The 19972-nt window shown below is 59.2% G+C and carries 12 protein-coding genes; 8 read left to right on the top strand and 4 right to left on the bottom strand.

Going from position 1 to position 19972, the window contains the following annotated elements:
- The coding region (locus tag AAE514_RS16555) for a hypothetical protein (RefSeq protein WP_347332672.1) at window positions 1-242 on the bottom strand (242 nt) is incomplete at its 3' end.
- Window positions 242-1246 (bottom strand): histone deacetylase family protein, encoded by a 1005-nt coding sequence (locus tag AAE514_RS16560; protein WP_347332673.1) that lies wholly within the window; start codon window positions 1244-1246, stop codon window positions 242-244. The genes AAE514_RS16555 and AAE514_RS16560, both read right to left, overlap by 1 nt.
- A gap of 209 nt (window positions 1247-1455) precedes the next feature.
- Between AAE514_RS16560 and AAE514_RS16565 the strand changes: the two genes are divergently transcribed.
- The 4 genes from AAE514_RS16565 (at window position 1456) to AAE514_RS16580 (ending at window position 7679) form a co-directional block, all read left to right on the top strand.
- Window positions 1456-1716: a hypothetical protein gene (locus AAE514_RS16565; protein WP_347332674.1), complete on the top strand. Its 261-nt coding sequence runs from the start codon at window positions 1456-1458 to the stop codon at window positions 1714-1716.
- A gap of 69 nt (window positions 1717-1785) precedes the next feature.
- Window positions 1786-3264, top strand: a complete 1479-nt coding sequence (locus AAE514_RS16570; RefSeq protein ID WP_347332675.1) for an efflux RND transporter periplasmic adaptor subunit — start codon at window positions 1786-1788, stop codon at window positions 3262-3264.
- Entirely contained in the window at window positions 3261-6398 is a 3138-nt protein-coding gene (locus AAE514_RS16575; RefSeq protein ID WP_347332676.1) for an efflux RND transporter permease subunit, read from the top strand. Before AAE514_RS16570 ends, AAE514_RS16575 begins: the two co-directional genes overlap by 4 nt.
- A gap of 246 nt (window positions 6399-6644) precedes the next feature.
- Window positions 6645-7679, top strand: a complete 1035-nt coding sequence (locus AAE514_RS16580; RefSeq protein WP_347332677.1) for a LacI family DNA-binding transcriptional regulator — start codon at window positions 6645-6647, stop codon at window positions 7677-7679.
- A gap of 167 nt (window positions 7680-7846) precedes the next feature.
- Here AAE514_RS16580 and AAE514_RS16585 read toward each other — a convergent pair whose 3' ends face one another.
- Together AAE514_RS16585 and AAE514_RS16590 are read right to left on the bottom strand one after the other, a co-directional pair.
- A complete protein-coding gene (locus tag AAE514_RS16585) occupies window positions 7847-9511 on the bottom strand; it encodes an alpha-amylase family glycosyl hydrolase (RefSeq protein ID WP_347332678.1) in 1665 nt (554 codons plus the stop codon).
- Window positions 9508-11016: an MFS transporter gene (locus tag AAE514_RS16590; protein WP_347332679.1), complete on the bottom strand. Its 1509-nt coding sequence runs from the start codon at window positions 11014-11016 to the stop codon at window positions 9508-9510. Before AAE514_RS16590 ends, AAE514_RS16585 begins: the two co-directional genes overlap by 4 nt.
- 413 nt (window positions 11017-11429) lie before the next feature.
- On the opposite strand from AAE514_RS16590, the gene AAE514_RS16595 reads away from it, so the two are divergent.
- The 4 genes from AAE514_RS16595 to pulA all read left to right on the top strand — a co-directional run bounded on the left by AAE514_RS16595 (window position 11430) and on the right by pulA (window position 19922).
- Window positions 11430-12902, top strand: coding sequence for an alpha-amylase family glycosyl hydrolase (locus AAE514_RS16595; protein ID WP_347332680.1), 1473 nt, complete (start codon window positions 11430-11432; stop codon window positions 12900-12902).
- Window positions 12903-12904: 2 nt separating this feature from the next.
- Entirely contained in the window at window positions 12905-13057 is a 153-nt protein-coding gene (locus AAE514_RS16600; protein WP_430623912.1) for a hypothetical protein, read from the top strand.
- A 314-nt stretch (window positions 13058-13371) separates the two neighbouring features.
- Complete coding sequence (locus tag AAE514_RS16605) at window positions 13372-16191, top strand: TonB-dependent receptor (protein WP_347332682.1); 2820 nt, start codon at window positions 13372-13374, stop codon at window positions 16189-16191.
- Window positions 16192-16409: 218 nt separating this feature from the next.
- Complete coding sequence (pulA, locus tag AAE514_RS16610) at window positions 16410-19922, top strand: pullulanase-type alpha-1,6-glucosidase (RefSeq protein ID WP_347332683.1); 3513 nt, start codon at window positions 16410-16412, stop codon at window positions 19920-19922.
- The last annotated feature ends 50 nt before the right edge of the window (window positions 19923-19972 follow it).

Here is a 19972-nt window from a genome sequence, read left to right on the forward strand (position 1 = left end):
AAAAGGACACAAGCCGCCGGAAAGTGAGCCACGCCAAAACCGATTAAAAATAGCGCCCAGCGGTCGGCGCCTTCGGCCACCGGGAAATAGCGAAACCCGGTGGCCCAGCCCACTCCTATGCCTAGCAAAACCAGAAAGCCGGCGGTCAGCCACCGAGCTCCCCGGTTTTCCGCGTGGGAGGGGAGCCGCCAGTGCGCGTAAGCGGGAAACAGCGCGACCAGTAGGACACCCAGCCAAAGCATCAGCGCAGCCCGTCGAAAAAGTGCTTGGCGTTAGTGGCGAGGGACTCGAGGTGGTAGCCACCTTCCTGCACGACCAGGGTCGGCAGCCCCATGGCTTTAATACCTTCCCCCATATGGGTGAAGCCTTCGGTGCTGACCGAGACTTTGGCTTGGGGGTCTTCGTGGTAGACGTCGAAACCGAGAGCCACGATCAGTACATCGGGTTCGAACAGCCGGATGGCATCGGCCGCGTCGGCCAGCTTCTCAAAAAACGCTGACTCCGGCGAGCCGTGGGGCATGGGCATATTGATGTTGTAGCCGTAACCGGGGCCGGCCCCGCGCTCGTCTTCATGGCCACTGACCACGGGGTAGAAGTTGGTGGGGTCGCCGTGGATGGAGACGTAAAGCACATCATCGCGCTCGTAGAATATTTCCTGCACACCCTGGCCGTGGTGCATGTCCGGGTCCAGGATCGCGACGCGCTCATACTTCGTGCGCAACGCTTCGGCGGCGATGGCGGCGTTGTTCAGGTAGCAAAAGCCCCCGGCCGCATCGATGCGAGCGTGGTGGCCCGGTGGGCGGCAAAGGGCGTAGGCCAGTGAGTCCCCGGCCAGCAGCTCGTCCGCTGCCGACAGGGCGCTTTGGGCGGACCAGTAGGCCGCCTCCCAGGTATGGGGGCCGATGGGGCAGCTGCCGTCGGCCTGGTAGCGAGCGGACTCGGCCAGAATGCCCCGCAGGGGGTTGGGGGAGCGAACAAAGATGTTGGACATAACTTCCTCGCCCCAGTCCTCCGGCCAGCGCCGGTGGGCGGACTCGAGAAAGCGCAGGTAGCCCAGATCGTGCACCCGGCCGATCATATCCATACCGTGGTCACTGGCTTGCTCGGGGGTCACCCCCAGCGCTTCCAAGCCTTTGATCAGTTCCGGCGTCCGTGCAGGCAGCTCCTGAGGCGCCCGCATCTGACCGCGGGTCAGGTAGGATTGTGGGGCGTGCTTGTCCTGGCTCGGATGAAAAAACGCTTTCATTGGCTCTCCTCTTTGGCCTGACAGTATCGGTTGCTTAAAGCCTAGCATACACCTGCCACCGGCTTGAGGCTTAGGCTCTTCCCAGCTTAGGGCTATGCGCAAACCCCAGCCTACGCTAAACTGGTGACATGACGAGCCGCGCCCTGTTCCATTGTTTATTTGCGTTACTGCTGGCAATAGCAGGGCCGGCGGGAGCCTCGCATTCACAGATGCAGGCCCCGGAAACGCACTGTGAGGGGATGGATGGGCATCATTCTGAAGCCCACGCGGCCACCGACGCGTCAATGACGCAGGGGCAGGATTGCGAAACCCAGTGCCACTGCTGCCCCGGTACCTGCTCCGGCACGGTGGCGGTGACCACCTCTCCCGCTGCGCTATCGCTCCACAGCGTTTCTCACCCCCCGATTGCCCGAAATCGGCCCCCCAGCCACACCCCCGCGGAGCTGCTTCGCCCACCCATTCTCGCCTGAACACAGGGTCAGTGCGCCTGAAAAACGCACCTTCTTGCTATTCGTTTCAACCCTTTGTGGACAGGTCTCATGAACAAACTGGTTTTTTCCGGCGCCCTACTGGGTGCCCTGCTCATCGGCGTTGGCGCCGGTGCTTGGTTCTTTTCAGCCACGCCCATCAGCGGGGGCGAAGCGGCCTCCGACGACACTTCGGCCGACTCCGAGAAGGGGGAGCCTCTGTACTGGGTCGCACCCATGGACGACAGCTACCGGCGCGACGAGCCCGGCCAATCCCCCATGGGGATGGACTTGGTCCCGGTCTACGCCGAGGACCAGGCAAACGAGCCCGGTGACGTAAAAGTCTCCCCCACCGTGCAGCACAATCTGGGGCTGAAGTTGGGTGAAGTCACTCGCGGCCCCTTTCACCGCCCGGTGACTACAACCGGCTACGTAATGACCAATCAGAACCGGCTCAAGCATTATCATGTGCGGGCCAAGGGCTGGATCAGCGAGCTGTCGGTGGCCACGGAGGGCGACCCGGTCAAGGCCGGGCAAAAGCTCTTTGAGTTCTATTCGCCGGAAATCGTCAACATCCAGCAGGAGTATTTGCAGGCCCTGCGTGAGCAACGCCCGGCGTTGGCGCGCTCCTCCATTGCCACCTTGCAGGCCAAGGGCGTGAGCGACCGCGAAATCGAACGACTGCAGAAAACCGGGGAGGTCCGCCAACGGCTGCACTACTACGCTGACCGGGACGGCTATGTGTTTAACCTGGGCGTGCGCGAAGGCAATTTCGTCGACTTGCCTCAGAACCTGATGTCCCTGGGCTCTCTGGAGGATATCTGGGTCACATTGGAGGCCTTCGAACATCAGGCCGGACTGCTTAAGGCCGGGCAACCGGTGACTCTCACGGCCGACGCCTACCCCGGGCGGGAGTGGTCGGGCCAGTTGGATTACCTGTACCCCACTCTGAACGAAGACCAACGCACCCTGCGCGCCCGTTCGGTTTTCCCCAATGAGGATGGCCGGCTGAAGCCGGGCATGTACGTAGAAGCCCGGATTCACACACAGGCGCGAGACGCAGTGCTGACAGCCCCAGCCTCCGCGATCATCCGCACCGGCGCGGGCGCCCGGGTGGTTCTGAAAGCCGGCCCCGAACGCTTCCGCTCCGTGCCAGTTAAGCTCGGTGCCCGTGCGGACGATCGTATAGAGATCCTGGCGGGCCTGGAGGCCGGTGACCAAGTGGTCGTGGATGGGCAGTTCCTGATCGATTCCGAGTCCAGCCGAGAGGCGGATTTGAGCCGGTTTGAAACCGCTCCCGAGCAGGAGGAGGCCGATGACACCTCAGGCTCGCCCATGGAACACGAGGAAATGGATCACGAGGCCATGGGGCACGGTGATATGGATCATGGCGACATGGATCACGAAAATATGGACCATGAAGACATGGATCATGGAAGCATGAACCACGACGAGATGAATCATGAAGGCATGGACCATGACAACATGGACCAGGGTGATATGGACCATGGCGAAATGGATCATGAAGACATGAAGGGAGGTGATCAATGATCGCCGCCGTCATTCGCTGGTCGGTTCACAACCGCCTGTTCGTGCTGCTGGCCAGCGTGCTACTGGCCGGCTGGGGGATCTACGCCGCCCGCACCACCCCGGTGGACGCCATTCCGGACCTGTCGGATGTGCAGGTAATTGTGAAAACCAGCTACCCGGGTCAGGCACCCCAAGTGGTGCAGGACCAGGTGACCTACCCGCTGACCACCGCGCTGCTGTCGGTGCCCAACACCAAAACCGTCAGGGGTTTCTCCTTCTATGGAGACTCCTATGTGTACGTTATTTTTGAAGACGATACCGACCTTTACTGGGCCCGCTCCCGGGTATTGGAATACCTGAGCCAGGCCAGCGGTGATCTGCCCGATGCGGCGCGTCCCGAACTGGGGCCGGACGCCACCGGCGTGGGCTGGGTGTATCAGTACGCCCTGGTGGACCGCACCGGGCAACACAACCTGTCGGAGCTGACCAGCCTGCAAGACTGGTTCCTCAAGTACGAGTTGCAAGCGGTGGACGGCGTTTCGGAAATCGCCACCGTGGGCGGCATGGTTCGCCAGTACCAAGTCACCCTCTCCCCCGAAAAGCTGCGCGCCTACCAGTTGCCCCTGTCCCACGTTCGCATGGCCATTGAGCGGGCCAACCAGGAAACCGGCGCGTCGGTGGTGGAGATGGCGGAAGCCGAATACATGCTGCGGGTGAGCGGCTACCTCGACAGTGTGGAGGACTTGGAAACCATCCCTCTGCGCACCAGCGCGGATGGAACGCCCTTATTGCTGGGGGATGTCGCCGAGATTGGCCTGGGGCCGCAAATGCGCCGCGGCGTGGCCGACCTCAACGGCGAGGGCGAAGTGGTCGGCGGTATTGTGGTGATGCGCTCCGGCGAAAATGCCGCCGAGGTAATCGGCCGGGTAAAAAAGCGCCTGGATGAGCTGCGCCCAAGCCTGCCCGAGGGGGTGGAGCTGGTCACCGTCTATGACCGCTCCCGGCTGATTCTTAACGCGGTCGAAAACCTCTACAAAAAGCTCGGCCAGGAGCTGCTCGTCGTCGTGCTGATCTGCGCCCTGTTCCTGTTTCACCTGCGCTCCTCCTTGGTGGTGGTGTTTAGCCTGCCCTTGGGCGTGCTCGTAGCGGTGATCATCATACGGTTGCAGGGCATGAACGCCAATATCATGTCCCTGGGGGGTATCGCTATCGCCATCGGCGCCATGGTGGACGGTGCGGTGGTCATGATTGAAAACCTGCACAAACACCTGGAGCAGCACAAGGGGCCCCTGCGCCCGGAGGAGCGCTGGCCGCTGGTGGCTCGGGCCTCGGCCGAGGTGGGGCCGGCGCTGTTTTTCTCCCTGCTGATTATTACCCTGAGCTTTTTGCCGGTGTTCGCGCTGGAGGCGCAAGAGGGCCGAATGTTCTCACCCCTGGCCTTCACGAAAACCTATGCCATGGCGGCCTCCGCCGGGCTGGCCATCACGCTGGTGCCGGTGCTGCTGGGCTACTGCGTACGTGGGCGCATTCTGCCCGAGAGGAAAAACCCGGTGAACCGCCTGCTGATCGCCGGCTACCGGCCGGTGCTGCGCGGTGCGCTGCGTTTCCCCAAGACTTTGGTGGTTCTGGCGCTGGTGATCATGGTCGCCGGCTTCTGGCCGGCCCAAAAACTGGGCACCGAGTTTATGCCGCCGCTGGATGAGGGCGACCTGATGTATATGCCCACCACCTACGCCGGCTTATCCATCGGGGAGGCCCGAGAGGTTCTGCAACAGACCGACCGCTTGATCAAAACTGTGCCAGAGGTAGACACCGTTCTCGGGAAAATCGGCCGGGCCGATACCGCCACTGACCCGGCTCCGCTGACCATGATCGAGACGGTCATCCAGTTCAAACCCAGGGACCAGTGGCGCCCCGGCCTCACCCAAGATGACTTGCGCCGGGAGCTGGAGAGCCTAATCGACTTTCCCGGCCTCACCAACGCCTGGGTCATGCCCATTAAGACCCGCATCGATATGCTCGCCACCGGCATCAAAACCCCCGTGGGCATCAAGATCGCCGGGCCGGAGCTGGGCGTTATTCAGGACTTGGGGAAAGAGCTGGAAACCATCCTCGCGGACGTGCCCGGGACCCTGTCGGCTTACGCCGAGCGGGTGGCGGGAGGCCGTTACCTGAAAGTGGACATTAAGCGCGCCGAGGCGGCCCGCTACGGGTTAAACATTGCCGATGTTCAGGCCGTAATTCGAAGCGCGGTGGGCGGTGTCAATATCACCGAAACCGTGGAGGGGCTGGAACGCTACCCGGTCAACCTGCGCTACCCACCCCAATACCGCGACTCGCCCGAAGCGCTGCGAACTCTGCCGGTGGTCACACCGGAAGGGGGGCATATTCCCCTGGGCGCCGTGGCCGATATTTATGTCGAAGACGGCCCTCCCGCCATCAAGAGCGAAAACGCCCGGCTCAACGGCTGGGTGTTCGTGGACATCGAGGGGCGGGACCTGGGCTCCTACGTGGCTGAAGCCCAACAAACAGTGTCGGACCAGTTGAAGCTGCCGGCGGGTTACTCGCTGCGCTGGGCGGGGCAGTACGAATACCTGGAGCGGGCCAAGGAGCGACTGGCTCTGGTACTGCCGGTGACGCTCGGCATTATCGTTCTGTTGCTGTACCTCAACTTCCGCAGCGTGATGGAGGTGGCGCTGATTCTGGCCACGCTGCCCTTTGGGCTTCTGGGGGGCATTTGGTTGATGTTGGCGTTGGACTACGATCTGTCCGTGGCGGTGGCCATGGGCTTTATTGCCCTGGCCGGCGTGGCGGTGGAGATCGGAGTGTTGATGCTGGTGTACCTGAACCTCGAGTTTCAGGCCTGCAAACGCCGATGTGATGACGAGAACAGGACGATGACTCGCGAGGACTTGAAAGCGGTGGTCCTGGAGGGCGCGGGCCTGCGCCTGCGCCCCATTGTGATGACCGCCACCACGCTCTTTGTCGGCCTGCTGCCCATCATGCTCGGGGGCGGCGCCGGGGCGGACATGATGCAGCGCATCGCCGCGCCAATGATCGGCGGCACCGTTTCGACACTGGTGCTCACCCTGCTGATACTGCCCGTGGCCTACTTCCTGTGGCGCGCTTACGCGCTGCGGCGCGCCTCACGATAGCGCCTTGGGGCTGAAGTAGCTGACCCGCTGAAACAGCTGCTCAGCCTCCACCGACAGCTCCCGGCTTGAGCCGGGGGCCGAGTGGCCGTCGCTAGCCCTGTTTCACCTCCCTTTAGCCCGACCCTGCGCCGCGTGCGCCTACCGCGGCCCTTGTGCTATATTCTGCCCATCCCCCAACGTGACGCGTTAGGGCACCTCCTATAACAACAACAGCGGTCGTCCACTTCGACCGGGGACTGTCGGTGTATGAAAGACGAAAAACCCACCTCCTTTGATATCGCCTACCGGGCGGGGGTGTCTCAGTCCACGGTCTCGCGCGCCCTGCGCGACAGCCCTCTGGTCAATGCAGCCACCCGCAAGCGTATTCAGACCATCGCTCGCGAGCTGAACTATAAGGTGGACAAGAACGCGCGCAACCTGCGCTCCAAGCAGACCCGAACCATTGCCTTGCTATTGTGCGAAGACCAGGGCATCGGGGATTCCATGATCAACCCGTTTTTCCTGTCCATGCTCGGCAGTATTACCCGGGCTTGCGCCCACCGGCAGTTCGACCTGCTGGTCTCCTTCCAGCAGATGAGCGACGATTGGCATGCGGATTTCGAGGATGCCCACCGGGCCGACGGGATTATCTTTCTCGGTTATGGCGACTACGTGACCTACGTGGAAAAGCTGATTCAACTGAACGAAGTGGGCGCACACTATATTACTTTCGGCCCCGTGCTCCCCGGCCAGCCGGGCATGTCCATCGGTTGCGATAACTACAATGGCGCCTACAAGGCGACCCGTCACCTGCTGCGGCTGGGGCGCCGACGCATCGCCTTTATTGGCGAAGCCAGCGAGCACGCCCCGGAGTTCAAGCGCCGGTATGAGGGTTATGCCCGTGCGCTACAAGAGTTTGCTATCGACGTGGACCCGGCGCTGCAGGTTTCGGCCGAGACCTCTGAGCGCGAAGGCCGCACCGGCGTGGAAACCTTGCTCGAACGAGGGGCGAGCTTTGATGCGGTGTTCGGAGCCAGTGACCTCATTGCCATTGGGGCCATCCAGGGCATGGAAGCGGCGGGCATGACCGTTCCCGCGGATGTGGCCGTGGTGGGGTTTGATGATATTCCGGCGGCGTCCTACACCCATCCGCCGCTGACGACCGTTCAGCAAAATACGAAGTTGGCGGGAGAGCTGTTGGTGGACAGCTTACTGAAGATGATTGAGGGCGAAGAAACCGAGTCCTTTCTTTTGCCGACGGATTTGATTGTGCGAGGGTCGTGTGGAGCGAGTTCGAAGTGAATTGTCGGGTGCGCCCAGGGGCTTACCCGACCTACCCATGATTCAAGCATCGTTTAAAACGTAGGTTAGGTAAGTCCTGAAGGGGGCCACCTAACGACGCGTAACTCAAACGTCGCTTAAAACGTAGGTTTGGTAAGCCCCGAAGGGGCGCCACCTAACAACAAGCCTCAAAACTCCTGCAAAACCTCCAGCCGCCGCGCCAACGCCTGGTTATTCACCACCCCATCAAACAACAACACCCGCACCCCATTTCTCGGCACATCCAGCGTCAGCGATGTATCAACCTCATAGCGCTCACCGGTCTGGGCGTCGTACCACTCACCGCTATTCAACCAGCGGTTCACTGTTAAGCTCGCTTTCTCGTCACCCTTGTTCAACAACACCAGCGCAGTCTGGGCCTGATGGTCATCCTGATAGACCCGCAAGAAGGCGGCGGTCTGCCCGTCAAAATCCAGATTGGCCTGAAGCCCCTTCTGCAGAGCCACCGAATCCTGGCGAATATGCGCAATGCGTTTCAGATTCTTGGCGATCTCGCTGTTTCGGGCTTCGGCAATTCCCTTCTCACCAAAGAAGTTACGGTTACCTTCGTGCTCCTTGGTGCCGGGCATAAACCCGATTTCGGATCCATAGTAAATGGACGGGATACCCCGGGCAGTAAACAGCCAATTATTGGCATTGATGTAGGCTTTTTCATCCCCGTCCATGCGCCGAATATCGTGGTTCTCGTAGAAGGACACCAGCTCATAAGGGTTGTGGTAGGGGCTGTTCTCCAGGTGTAAGTAGCTCAGTATTTCAGAGTAGTCGCTCTCGGCGTTTTCAAATACCCGGGTCAGGGTTTCCTGCGCCGGAAAGTCCAGAACACTGACCCCGCCATTCTCCGGCTGGGTATGCCCCCCCAGGAACTCGGCATCAAACACAAAGCTTTCGCCGAACATAAAGAAGTCCGGATGCTCCACCCGAATGCGGTCGGTAAATTTCTTCCAGAAGTCATGGGGTTTGTGTCTGAGCGTATCGATCCGAAACGCGGCCGCGCCCTGATCAATCCATTGCAGATAGGCCTCTACCACATAGTCCATCACCCGCGGGTTATCGTCATCGAACTTTCCCAGCTGCGCCAGATCTTTTTCCCGCTCATAAAAGGCATGCAGCGGGTTGTTGGGGTTCAGCTGTTCCGGTGGCAGGTTTTCGTGGTCGGCCACCAGCTCCCCGTTGGGACCGTATACCTCGCCGAACATGGGTTGGTCCTCGGGCATGGAATAAGCCGGCGAGCTGTGGTTTGCCACAATATCCAGCACCACCTTCATATCATGCTCGTCCCGCAACCGGCGGGTCAGGTCGGCAAAGGTTAATCCCTCGGACTCCCAATGCTCATCGACTTGATAGAAATTGGTGCCCCAGTACCCATGGAAACCGGTCTTACCGCCATCGCCCGGTTGCGCAAAGCCTACGGGGTCACCGCCGCTGAATGCCTGGTCGGGGTTGTCCACAATGGGGGAGATCCACAGGGCCGTTACGCCCAGCTCCGCCAAATAGTCGGCATGGTTCAGAATGCCTTTGAAATCGCCGCCCATATAGCCCACATTGGCTTCTTTTCCGCCGGGGCCAAACATCGGTTGATCAAAGGTGGGAAAGGCCCCGCCCTGAGTTTCATGGTTGTTGCTCGGGTCGCCATCAACAAAACGGTCCGTTAACAAAAAGTAAATGGCTTCCTCTGCAAAGGCCTCCTGGGTGCCGTAGTAATGCGCTCGGGTGGAGGAGTCGGGCTGGGCGGCGCAAGCGCCGAGCAATAACGCGCCGCTTGCGGTGATCAGGCGCTGATAGGTGGAATTCATACTTCGGCCCCTTCGTCGTTAACCAGGAGAGTGGCCGCCGCCGCGACCAGAAAGGCGACGCCGCCCGCCATTAGAATATAAATCGCCTCTCCACCAAAAAATTGATTGAGAATCACCCCGAGCAAACTGCCGGCAATAATCTGGGGTATGACAATAAAGAAATTAAAGATGCCCATATAGACGCCCATTTTGTGGGCGGGCAGGGAGCAGGAGAGAATCGCATAAGGCATGGACAGTATCGACGCCCAGGCAAAACCAACCCCCACCATCGAGACCAGCAGCCACACCGGGTCGCGAATAACGATAAACGATATCAGCCCGGCAGCGCCAAGACACAAGTTAATCATGTGCGCGCCCTTGCGCCCCGCCTTGCGCGCCAGCCAGGGAATTACAATAGCCGCCAGTGCCGCAAAGCCGTTGTAGGCACCGAAAAGTACGCCCACCCAGTCGGCCCCATCATTATAGAGCTTGGAGGTGGTATCGAGCGTACCGTAGTGGAAGCTGGTCACCGCGCTGGTGGCGTAAATCCACAGGGAAAACAATGCAAACCAGGAAAAGAACTGTACCACCGCCAACTGCGCCATGGTTTTGGGCATATGAAACAAGTCGTGGGCCACCTGATAGACGCCGTTCCGGGTTTTCCCCTGTTTAAGAAACACCCCCGCCACCAGTTGCAGCAGGCCGACGCCTCCCAACAGAAGCGCCAGCACCACAATCTCCTTATTCAGGTCGAACACCCCCACCGAAGCGGCCACCAATAACCCCACCAACACGAAGCCGCCGCCCCAGGCCAGATAGGAAGTCACGCTTCGGTTTTCCCGCTCGGGGACCACCGCCCGGCGCTGGGTTTTCTGAAATTCCTCAAACGCGGCGATTTCCTCCGGGCTGTATTCCTTGGTGGTGAATACCGTCCAGAGCACCGCAAGCAACAACACCGCCCCGCCGATCCAGAACGAATAGACGACCGAATTCGGAATGATCCCGGCCGGGGCAGTGTTGCTAACGCCCAGCCAATTCGTCATGACCCAGGGCATAAAGGAGGCAACAATCGCCCCCACGCCAATGAAAAAGCTCTGCATGGCAAAGCCTCTGGTTCTCTGCTTCTCCGGCAACATATCCCCGACAAAGGCGCGAAAGGGCTCCATGGAAATATTGATGGAGGCGTCCAGAATCCAAAGCATGCCTGCGGCGACCCACAGGGTGGGTGAGTGGGGCATATACAGCAGCGCGAGGCTCGCGAGCACCGCGCCCATCAGGAAGTAGGGACGGCGGCGCCCCAGTCGGTTCCAGGTGTTGTCACTCAAGTAGCCAATAACGGGCTGCACCAGCAGGCCGGTAATCGGCGCCGCCAGCCACAGAAACGCCAAGTCATCGATGGGAGCGCCGAGCGTCTGAAAAATGCGGCTGACGTTGGCATTCTGGAGCGCAAAGCCGAACTGGATTCCGAGGAAGCCGAAGCTCATGTTCCAGATCTGCCAAAAACTGAGTTGCGGTTTTCGAGTCATTGAGATCACTTTTTATCAATTATGCGATGCATTACAGCTTAGCACGCGACGGGGAAACCGGGTTTTTCCCTTCCCGGTCACCTCGTTCCATCACCGGCCAGGCAGTGTTGTTTAAATTAAGGAAGCGGACGACTTTGAGCAATAGCCTGCATACGTATTCATGCCATATTCGTTGCCCCCGCGGGCATTCTTCGAGCGCTCTGACCCATGCATACGTATGTAGCGTATTGCCGCCCCTTCCGAGGCTGGCGTATATTGGAGTGAATGTTAGGAGCGTTCGTTTGTTATCGACAACGGGCGGCGGAAAACGACGACAATAAGGCTTCAAGGCTGTATCGCTATGAGTTCACCCCATATTCAATACGCACGGCTCCAGGGTGCTGACGCAGCACCGGTTTTCACGGAGGTCTCCCATGCAGACTAACCCTTGGTGGCGCGGTGCCGTCATCTATCAGGTCTACCCTCGCAGTCTGATGGACAGCAACGCCGATGGCATTGGTGACATCCCCGGCATTATCGCCAAGCTCAATTACATTGCCAGCCTCGGGGTCGATGCCATTTGGATATCGCCCTTTTTCAAGTCGCCCATGAAAGACTTCGGCTACGACATCAGCGACTACCGCGATATCGATCCAATATTCGGCACGCTGGAGGACTTTGACCGCCTCGTGGAGCAGGCGCACGCCCAGGGTATTAAAATCATTATCGACCAAGTACTGAGTCACACCTCGGACCAGCACGCTTGGTTTGAGCAGAGCCGACAGAGCCGGAGCAACCCCAAGGCGGATTGGTACGTTTGGGCGGACCCCCGGGAAGATGGCACCCCGCCCAACAATTGGCTATCGATTTTTGGAGGTTGCGCCTGGGAGTGGGAGCCACGCCGGGAGCAATACTACCTGCATAACTTTCTGAAAAGTCAGCCTGACCTTAACTTCCACAACCCGGATGTTCAGTCGCAAATCCTCGAGGAGGTGGAGTTCTGGCTAAAGCGCGGCGTTGATGGTCTGCGCCTGGACGCTATCAGCTTTTGCTTTCACGACCAGCAGCTGCGGGACAACCCCGCAAAGCCGAGAGAGGAACGCAAGGGTCGGGGCTTTAGCGAAGACAACCCCTATGCGTATCAATACCACTATTACAACAATGACCGCCCTGAGAATCTGCCCTTTCTCGAATCGCTGCGCGCTCTGATGGACCGCTACCCGGGGTCAGTGACGCTGGGGGAAATTTCCACCGAGGACTCGCTCGCCACCATGGCCGAGTACACCAAGGGCAATGAGCGGCTGCACATGACGTACAGCTTTGAACTACTGGTGGACCACTTCTCAACCGAATACATCCGGCAGACGGTGGAAACGCTAGAGAGCCGCCTGAGTGAAGGCTGGCCCTGCTGGGCCATCGGCAACCACGATGTTGCCCGCGTGATGTCCCGCTGGGGCGGCGCCGAGCAGCCCGATGCGCTGGCCAAACTGTTCAATGCCCTATTACTGTCGCTGCGGGGCAGCGTCTGCGTTTACCAGGGCGAAGAACTGGGGTTACCGGAAGCGGAGATCCAAAAGCACGAGCTACAAGACCCCTATGGCATCGCGTTTTGGCCGCGCTTCAAAGGCCGGGACGGCTGTCGTACACCCATACCGTGGGAAGCGAACCAAGCCAATGCCGGCTTCTCTAACGCGCCCAGCACCTGGCTGCCAGTGCCAGCGGCGCACTACCCAAAAGCCGTAGGGATTCAGGAGAATGACCCGGCCTCAATTCTCAATGCCTATCGTCGGTTTGTAGTCTGGCGCAAAAGTCAGCCGGCGCTGCGAAATGGCGACATTCATTTTTGGAGGCCCCGGAAGGTGCGATGCTATTCCTCCGCCCCCACGCCGAGCAGACGCTGGTGGTAGCCATGAACTTTACCGATGAACCCATCAGTGTGGATGCCAGCTCGCTGCTACTGAGCCGGATGCTGGAAGGCCATGGGTTTGAGGGGGCGCTTTGGGAGGGTCAACATATTGCTCTCCCGCCCTATGGCGCAGCATTCTTTGAAATGGAGCCTTGAAGAGGCGGAAAAATTTTCCCGGTTTAGGGAGAAAGTGCTGATGCGTTCACGTAGCGACTTATTCGTCGCGTAAAGCATCTTGGACACCGACCAAGCCGCCGACTACTTTTAGAGTATCGGCGGCTTTTTTGTTCGCGGTACGGAGACATCCAGCCGCTCTTCCGGTAACCAGGCTCACCTTGCATACGTATTCAACTGTGAATTCATCAACGCAGGCCTTTGAATACGTATGCAATGAATTGCCCACCCTACCCCTATGGGATAGCCTCAATTTAACCGCTTTACCCATAATAACCGATGAAAGGGGATGTTTGATGATGTACACCAAGAAGCTTTTGTTGCCTTCCGTGATCGGCTGCCTTGCGGCGGGCCTACCCATAACGTCTGCACTTGCCCAACAGGACGCCGAGCCCCGCGTCGGCGCGATGGAAGAAGTCGTTGTTACCGGCATACGCCGCAGCTTGATGAACGCCCTTGCCATTAAAGAGGAATCCTCCTCCATCGTGGAGGCGGTTTCCGCTGAAGACATTGGCAAGCTGCCGGATACCAGCATCGCCGAATCATTGGCGCGTTTGCCCGGGCTGGCCGGTGAGCGCGTTAATGGCCGCACCAGTGGCATTTCCGTACGCGGCTTCAATGAAGATTACGTCGCCACCACCATGAATGGCCGCGAGTTGCTGGGTATCGGTGACAACCGGGGCGTGGAGTACGACCTCTATCCTTCTGAAATCATTTCCGACGCCGTGGTCTACAAGACGCCCGATGCCAGCTTGATGAACCAGGGGCTGGGCGGGGTGGTCGATCTGCGCACCTTGCGCCCGCTGGAGAGCGATCGAATCATCAACATTAACGGCAACTATGAAATGAACGGCATGGAGTCCGCCAACCCGGACTACGATGACACCGGCCACCGACTGGCGTTCACCTATTCCGATAAGTTCGCCCAGGACACCTTGGGTGTGGCGTTTACCGTCGCCACCATGGAGTCTCCCAGTCAGGAAGAAAATGTCCGCATTTGGGGCTACCCGGAAATTGAAGAGGGCTTTATCTTCGGCGGGCACGACTCCTATGTACGCTCGGCCACCATGGAGCGCGATACGGTTTCCGGCGTTTTCCAATGGGAGCCGAACCAGGACTTGGCCATCACCGTGGATGCCCTGTATATCGACTTTCTGGAATCCAAAGTTTTCCGGGGGATTGAGGAAGGCGGTCCGGTCTGGAGTAACGCGCAATATACACCGGGAGAGGTAGTCGATGGCCTGGTGGTCAACGGCGAGCTCAACGGCTTTCACAGCGTGATTCGCAACGACGGTGAAGACAAAGAAGGCGAGTTGACCACGTTTGGTTTCAATGCCGAATACCGAATTAATGACACCTGGACCGCCGAGGTGGATATTGCCACCAGCGAATCCACCAAGGACCTGATTAACATCGAAAGCTACTCCGGCACCGGCCGTGCCGGTACTACCCAGCAAGGCGCCGCCTCGGCGCGCTCCTGGGAGCAGGTCTACCCCACGGGCGTCATGTTTGGGGAGCACTCCAGTATCCAGATGCCCGACTATAGCGACCCGGCTCTGGTTCGCCTGGCGGGCCCACAAACCTGGGGCGGCGCCATTGCCCAACGCATGGGCGACTATGACAACGCCCAAGACGGTTTCGTCAACTACCCGCGCTTTGAAGAAGATTTGGATACCCTGCGCCTGACGGCCAACGCGGACCTCAACGGGGATTTCCTTCAAGCGCTGGAGTTTGGCTTGAATTACTCCGACCGAACCAAGAGCAAGGTCAATTACGGCGCCTTTCTGGTGGCCCCGGGGTTCGACGTCGAGGATGCCTATGAGGACCAAACCGCGCTGGCCTTTACCGATCCCGAACTGGAACCCTACTACGTCGGCACCACGGACCTGAGCTTCCTGGGGCTGGGGTCCATGCTCGCCTATGACGGCGTGGGCATGTATCGGGACGAGCTCTACACCGAAATCGATGCCACCGAATTTGAAACCGACCGCCTGGGCGACACCTACAGCGTCACCGAGGAGGTGCTGACCGCCTACGCCATGGCCGATTTTGAAACCGGTATTCTCTCCGGTAATGTTGGCTTGCAGGTGGTTGATACCGACCAGAGCTCGGACGGCTTCCGCTCACAGCCCGGCGTCGATGAAGAGACCGGCTTCGCCGAGGTGGAAGCGGTACCGGTTTCCGGTGGCGCCGACTATATCAAGGTTCTTCCGAGCCTGAACATGAACTTCCAGATGACGGACAGTCAGGTGGTACGCTTTGCCACCTCCAAGACTATTTCCCGGGCCCGCATGGACGACATGCGCGCAAATACCACCATCGGTTTTAATTTTGACGATGCCCGCCGGGAAAGTGATGACCCGGAGTTCAGCGCCTGGAACGCGAACAGCGGCAACCCGGAGCTGCGCCCGCTCGAAGCCATTCAAACCGATTTGGCCTATGAGTATTATTTCAGCGATGACGGTTACCTAGCCGCCACCTGGTTCTACAAGGACCTGTTGAACTGGCACCTGAACACCGAGGTGGTGCGGGACTTTACCCCTTACTTTATTGCTGGCTACCATGACAGTGGCGATGTGGACTTCCAGTCCTTTAGCGGGCTCTCAACAGAGCTGGCCGAAGTGGGCAAAGGCAAAGTAGAGGGGATCGAACTGCACGGCAGCTTGCCTTTCTATACCTTCAGCGAAATGCTCGACGGGTTCGGCCTGGTGGCCAGCGCGACTTTCCTCGACGGCGAGATTGAAAACGAGGGCGAAACGATGCGAGTGCCCGGACTTTCCGAGGAGATTTACCAGCTGACCTTCTTTTATGAAAAGAACGGCTTCGAGTTCCGCATCAGCGGGCGCAAGCGCGATGAGTTCTTGAGCGAAGGGCGCGGTCTGAGCCTGGCGCTGGAACCGCAAATGCGCCAGGGCGAAGAGCTGTGGGATGCACAAATCGGCTACGACTTTGGCGCCGGCGGCTTCCAGGCCCTGGACGGCTTGTCCGTCACGCTCCAGGCTCAGAACCTCACCGATGAAGATACCGTGGCGTTTGAGGATGCCGATGCCCGGCGCATCACTTCCTACCAGACCTTCGGAGCCAACTACCTGCTCGGCGTGAACTATACGTTCTAATTCATCGGGCAACTGTGACGCTGCATATTCTAGGATTAACGTACGGTTCAACATTATGGAAACTCCCGTCGAACGGGACGTTCTCTTACTAATTTTACTCCATTCTCTCACCGCTTTGTGTTGGGAAACTTTGGCGCAGGCAACTGCGCCTTTTTTTTGCCCCAAACACCGCCCCTATAACGGCCGGACCTTCTATAAACAAGCTTGGAGATATAATAATGAATCCTCGAGACCACCACACCGCCCCGCGTTGGGTCGCGGCGGGAGCCCTGGCCATCAGCGCTCTCGCACCGGCGAGCTCCTGGGCAGCCCATACAAGCGCTCCCGCCGCCGTGTCCATTCCCGGCAACCTGCAAAACGCCCTCGGTTGTTCCGCCAACTGGGCACCGGAATGTGCTGAATCGCAACTGACCCGCGGAAGCGACGGTCTATGGCGCGGAACCTTTGGCCTCCCCGCGGGCGAGTATGAATACAAAGTGGCTCTCAACAACCGTTGGGATGAGAACTACGGAGCCGGCGCCGAACCCAGTGGCAGCAACATCACGCTCAATCTGGACAATGACGCCGACGTCCGTTTCTATTACAGCCCCTCCAGCCACTGGGTGGCCGATAGTCGGAACCACGTGATCGCCGCCGCCGTGGGCAATTTTCAAACGGCCTTGGGATGTCCCGTTAACTGGGCCCCGGATTGCATGCGCGCTTGGCTCCAGGACCCCGACAATACCGGCATCTATCAGTACACCACCACCGACATTCCGGCCGGCCACTACGAGGCCAAAATCGCGCTGAACGAAACCTGGGACGAAAGCTACGGCCTTGATGGCGGCAACATTCCTTTTACCGTTGAGAGAAACGGCGACGCAGTCACGTTTACCTATAATCGTTTGGACAACAGTGTTCACATCGACACTAAGGTGGCGGCAGGCGACCTGAGTCAGTCCAAGGCCTACTGGCTGAATGAACACACTATTGCCTTCGCCGCCGATTCGCAGGCCACTGTGAAGCTACACTACAGCGCAGAGGCCAATCTGACCACTCGCTCCGAGGGCGTAACCGGTGGCGAGTCAATCACTCTGAGTCACGATGCCAACGGTATGAGCGAAACCCTGACCGAACAGTTTCCACACCTGGCTGACTACCCAATTTTCACCCTTGCCGAAGCCGACCGGGAACAGGTTAGAGCCATTCTAAAAGGCCAAGTAGCGGTATCGGCGAGCAATGAGGACGGCGTCCTGATCGAGGCGACCGGCGTTCAACTTCCCGGCGTACTGGATGACTTGTACACCTACCAAGGCCAACTCGGCCCAGTGTACACCGAGGGCGTTCCCGGTCTTCAGCTCTGGGCGCCCACGGCCCAAAACGTCACCTTCCTACTGTACGAAAACAGCCACCCGGACACCGCCCCCTCCGAGTTGCCCATGACTTTTGACGCGCAAACCGGTTTATGGAGTATCCGTGGCGAGGCCGGCTGGGACCGGCTGTACTATCAGTTCAAGGTCCAGGTTTACGTACCGCAAACCGGCGCCGTTGAAACCCACCGGGTCACCGATCCCTATACCCTGAGCGCAAGTACCGATGGCAAACGCAGCCAGCTAGTCAACCTGGACGACGACTCCCTCAAGCCCACGGGTTGGGACTCACTGAGCAAGCCAAGCTTTACCTCCCCTGAAGACATGGTGGTATACGAACTGCACGTGCGCGACTTCAGCATCAGTGACCACGAAGTACCCAAAGCCTATCGCGGTAAGTTTAAGGCCTTCACCGCCAAGGAAAGCCTGGGCATGACTCACCTGAAGTCCCTACGGGAGGTGGGCCTGAGCCATGTGCATTTACTGCCCGTGAACGACTGCGCCACCATCCCGGAAGATCCTGACAGCCAGGCGGCCTTGGAGCAAGATCTGTCCCAGTATGCGCCGGACAGCACCGAGCAACAGGCAGCGATCAGTGCCATTCGCGACCGTGACGCCTTTAACTGGTGTTACGACCCACACCACTTCAATGTCCCGGAGGGCAGCTACGCCTCGGACCCGGATGGGGCGACCCGCATCATCGAGTTCCGCGAAATGGTCCAGGCACTGAACGAAGCCGGGCTTCGAGTGGTCGTGGACGTGGTGTATAACCACACCAGCCAGGCCGGCCTGGGTGAAAAGTCTGTACTGGATAAGGTCGTCCCCGGTTACTACCATCGACTGAACGGCAACGGCGACATCGAGCGCAGCACCTGCTGTGAGAACACCGCTTCCGAGCACGCCATGATGGAAAAATTTATGGCGGACTCGCTGATGATCTGGGCCAAGCACTACAAAGTCGACAGCTTCCGCTTTGATTTGATGGGCCACCACAGCAAAGCCAATATTCTCAACATCAAGGAGCAGCTGGCCACGCTGAGCGAGGAGGAGCACGGGGTCAACGGCGGGGAAATTTACCTGTACGGCGAAGGCTGGAATTTTGGCGAAGTAGCCAATGATGCCCGCTTCGAGCAGGCCACACAGCTCAACATGGCCGGCACCGGCGTGGGCACTTTCAATGACCGATTTCGCGATGCGGTGCGCGGCGGCAGCCCCTTCGATACCGGCGTCAATCACGTCAGGAACCAGAGCTTTATCAATGGCCTCTACTACGACCCCAACGCCGAGAATGAGGGCAGTGCCGATGAACTGGAAAGGCTGCTTAGCAGCACCGACCGCATTCGCATTGGTCTGGCGGGTAGTCTAAAAAACTATGCGTTTACCGACTGGCAAGGTAAGGCCGCGACCGGTGATTATGGGGCAGCCGTAGGCTACACATTGGATCCGCAGGAGTCGATCAATTACATTGAGAAGCATGACAACGAAACCCTCTTTGACATCAACCAGTACAAAATCCCGCTGAACCGCACACCGGAGGACCGGGTCCGCGTTCACAACCTGGGCGCAAGCCTGGTGCTGCTTGCCCAAGGTGTGCCTTTTATACAAGCAGGCCAGGAGCTGATGCGCTCCAAGTCCATGGACCGGGACAGCTATGATTCCGGGGACTGGTACAACCTGCTCGATTTCAGCTACCAACAGAACGGCTGGGGCCGCGGCCTGCCCCCGGCTCACTCCACCGAAGCCAACTGGGAGGTCATCCAGCCTCGTCTCGCGGACGAGACGCTGGCGATCGGAGAGTCACACATTCGCCGTAGCCTCTCGCACTTCAAGGAAATGCTGGCAATCCGACACAGTTCCAAACTGTTCCGCCTGGAAACCGAAACCGAGGTCATGTCGGCCCTCAGCTTTGAGAACACCGGTACCGGCCAGAGGCCCGCGCTTATCGCGATGAAGCTCACCGATAGCGAAGCCGACTGGGATCCAAAGCGGGACATGCTCATGGTGCTGTTCAACGCCCATACCGAGGCGCAGACCCTGGCTAAAGGGGAGTGGGAAGGCTTGGCATTCGAACTGCATCCGATTCAGCAGGACTCCGCGGATGAGCGCCTTCAGGAGGCCAGATTCGATGCGGATACGGGCACCTTCACCGTGCCGGCTCGCACTACGGCGGTGTTTCAGGTAAGCCAAACGTCAGCGGAAGGCGGCGAAGGAAGTGGCGGGGAAAACGAGGAAGAGAACGCCGGGAACCTCGACGAGGATGAGGGCAGCGCCAATGGCCACCAGGGTGGGGAGCACCCCGAGCAGTCGGACAGTGGCGGCGGCAGCGCCGGCCTGCTGTTTCTGTTTGCGATGCTGATGGTGTCTCTGGGCAGGAAATACTAGAGCCCAATAAAAAAACCGGGGGCCAAAGACCCCCGGTTTTTTTATAGCCT

Origin of the sequence: Marinimicrobium locisalis (genome assembly GCF_039822625.1) — a bacterium.
In the GTDB taxonomy this organism is placed as follows: domain Bacteria; phylum Pseudomonadota; class Gammaproteobacteria; order Pseudomonadales; family Cellvibrionaceae; genus Marinimicrobium; species Marinimicrobium locisalis.

Bases quoted from the DNA above. Each gene is read 5' to 3' on its own strand.
- AAE514_RS16560 (WP_347332673.1), bottom strand. From the start codon at position 1,246: ATGAAAGCGTTTTTTCATCCGAGCCAGGACAAGCACGCCCCACAATCC.
- AAE514_RS16565 (WP_347332674.1), top strand. From the start codon at position 1,456: ATGCAGGCCCCGGAAACGCACTGTGAGGGGATGGATGGGCATCATTCT.
- AAE514_RS16570 (WP_347332675.1), top strand. From the start codon at position 1,786: ATGAACAAACTGGTTTTTTCCGGCGCCCTACTGGGTGCCCTGCTCATC.
- AAE514_RS16575 (WP_347332676.1), top strand. From the start codon at position 3,261: ATGATCGCCGCCGTCATTCGCTGGTCGGTTCACAACCGCCTGTTCGTG.
- AAE514_RS16580 (WP_347332677.1), top strand. From the start codon at position 6,645: ATGAAAGACGAAAAACCCACCTCCTTTGATATCGCCTACCGGGCGGGG.
- AAE514_RS16585 (WP_347332678.1), bottom strand. From the start codon at position 9,511: ATGAATTCCACCTATCAGCGCCTGATCACCGCAAGCGGCGCGTTATTG.
- AAE514_RS16590 (WP_347332679.1), bottom strand. From the start codon at position 11,016: ATGACTCGAAAACCGCAACTCAGTTTTTGGCAGATCTGGAACATGAGC.
- AAE514_RS16595 (WP_347332680.1), top strand. From the start codon at position 11,430: ATGCAGACTAACCCTTGGTGGCGCGGTGCCGTCATCTATCAGGTCTAC.
- AAE514_RS16600 (WP_430623912.1), top strand. From the start codon at position 12,905: ATGAACTTTACCGATGAACCCATCAGTGTGGATGCCAGCTCGCTGCTA.
- AAE514_RS16605 (WP_347332682.1), top strand. From the start codon at position 13,372: ATGATGTACACCAAGAAGCTTTTGTTGCCTTCCGTGATCGGCTGCCTT.
- pulA (WP_347332683.1), top strand. From the start codon at position 16,410: ATGAATCCTCGAGACCACCACACCGCCCCGCGTTGGGTCGCGGCGGGA.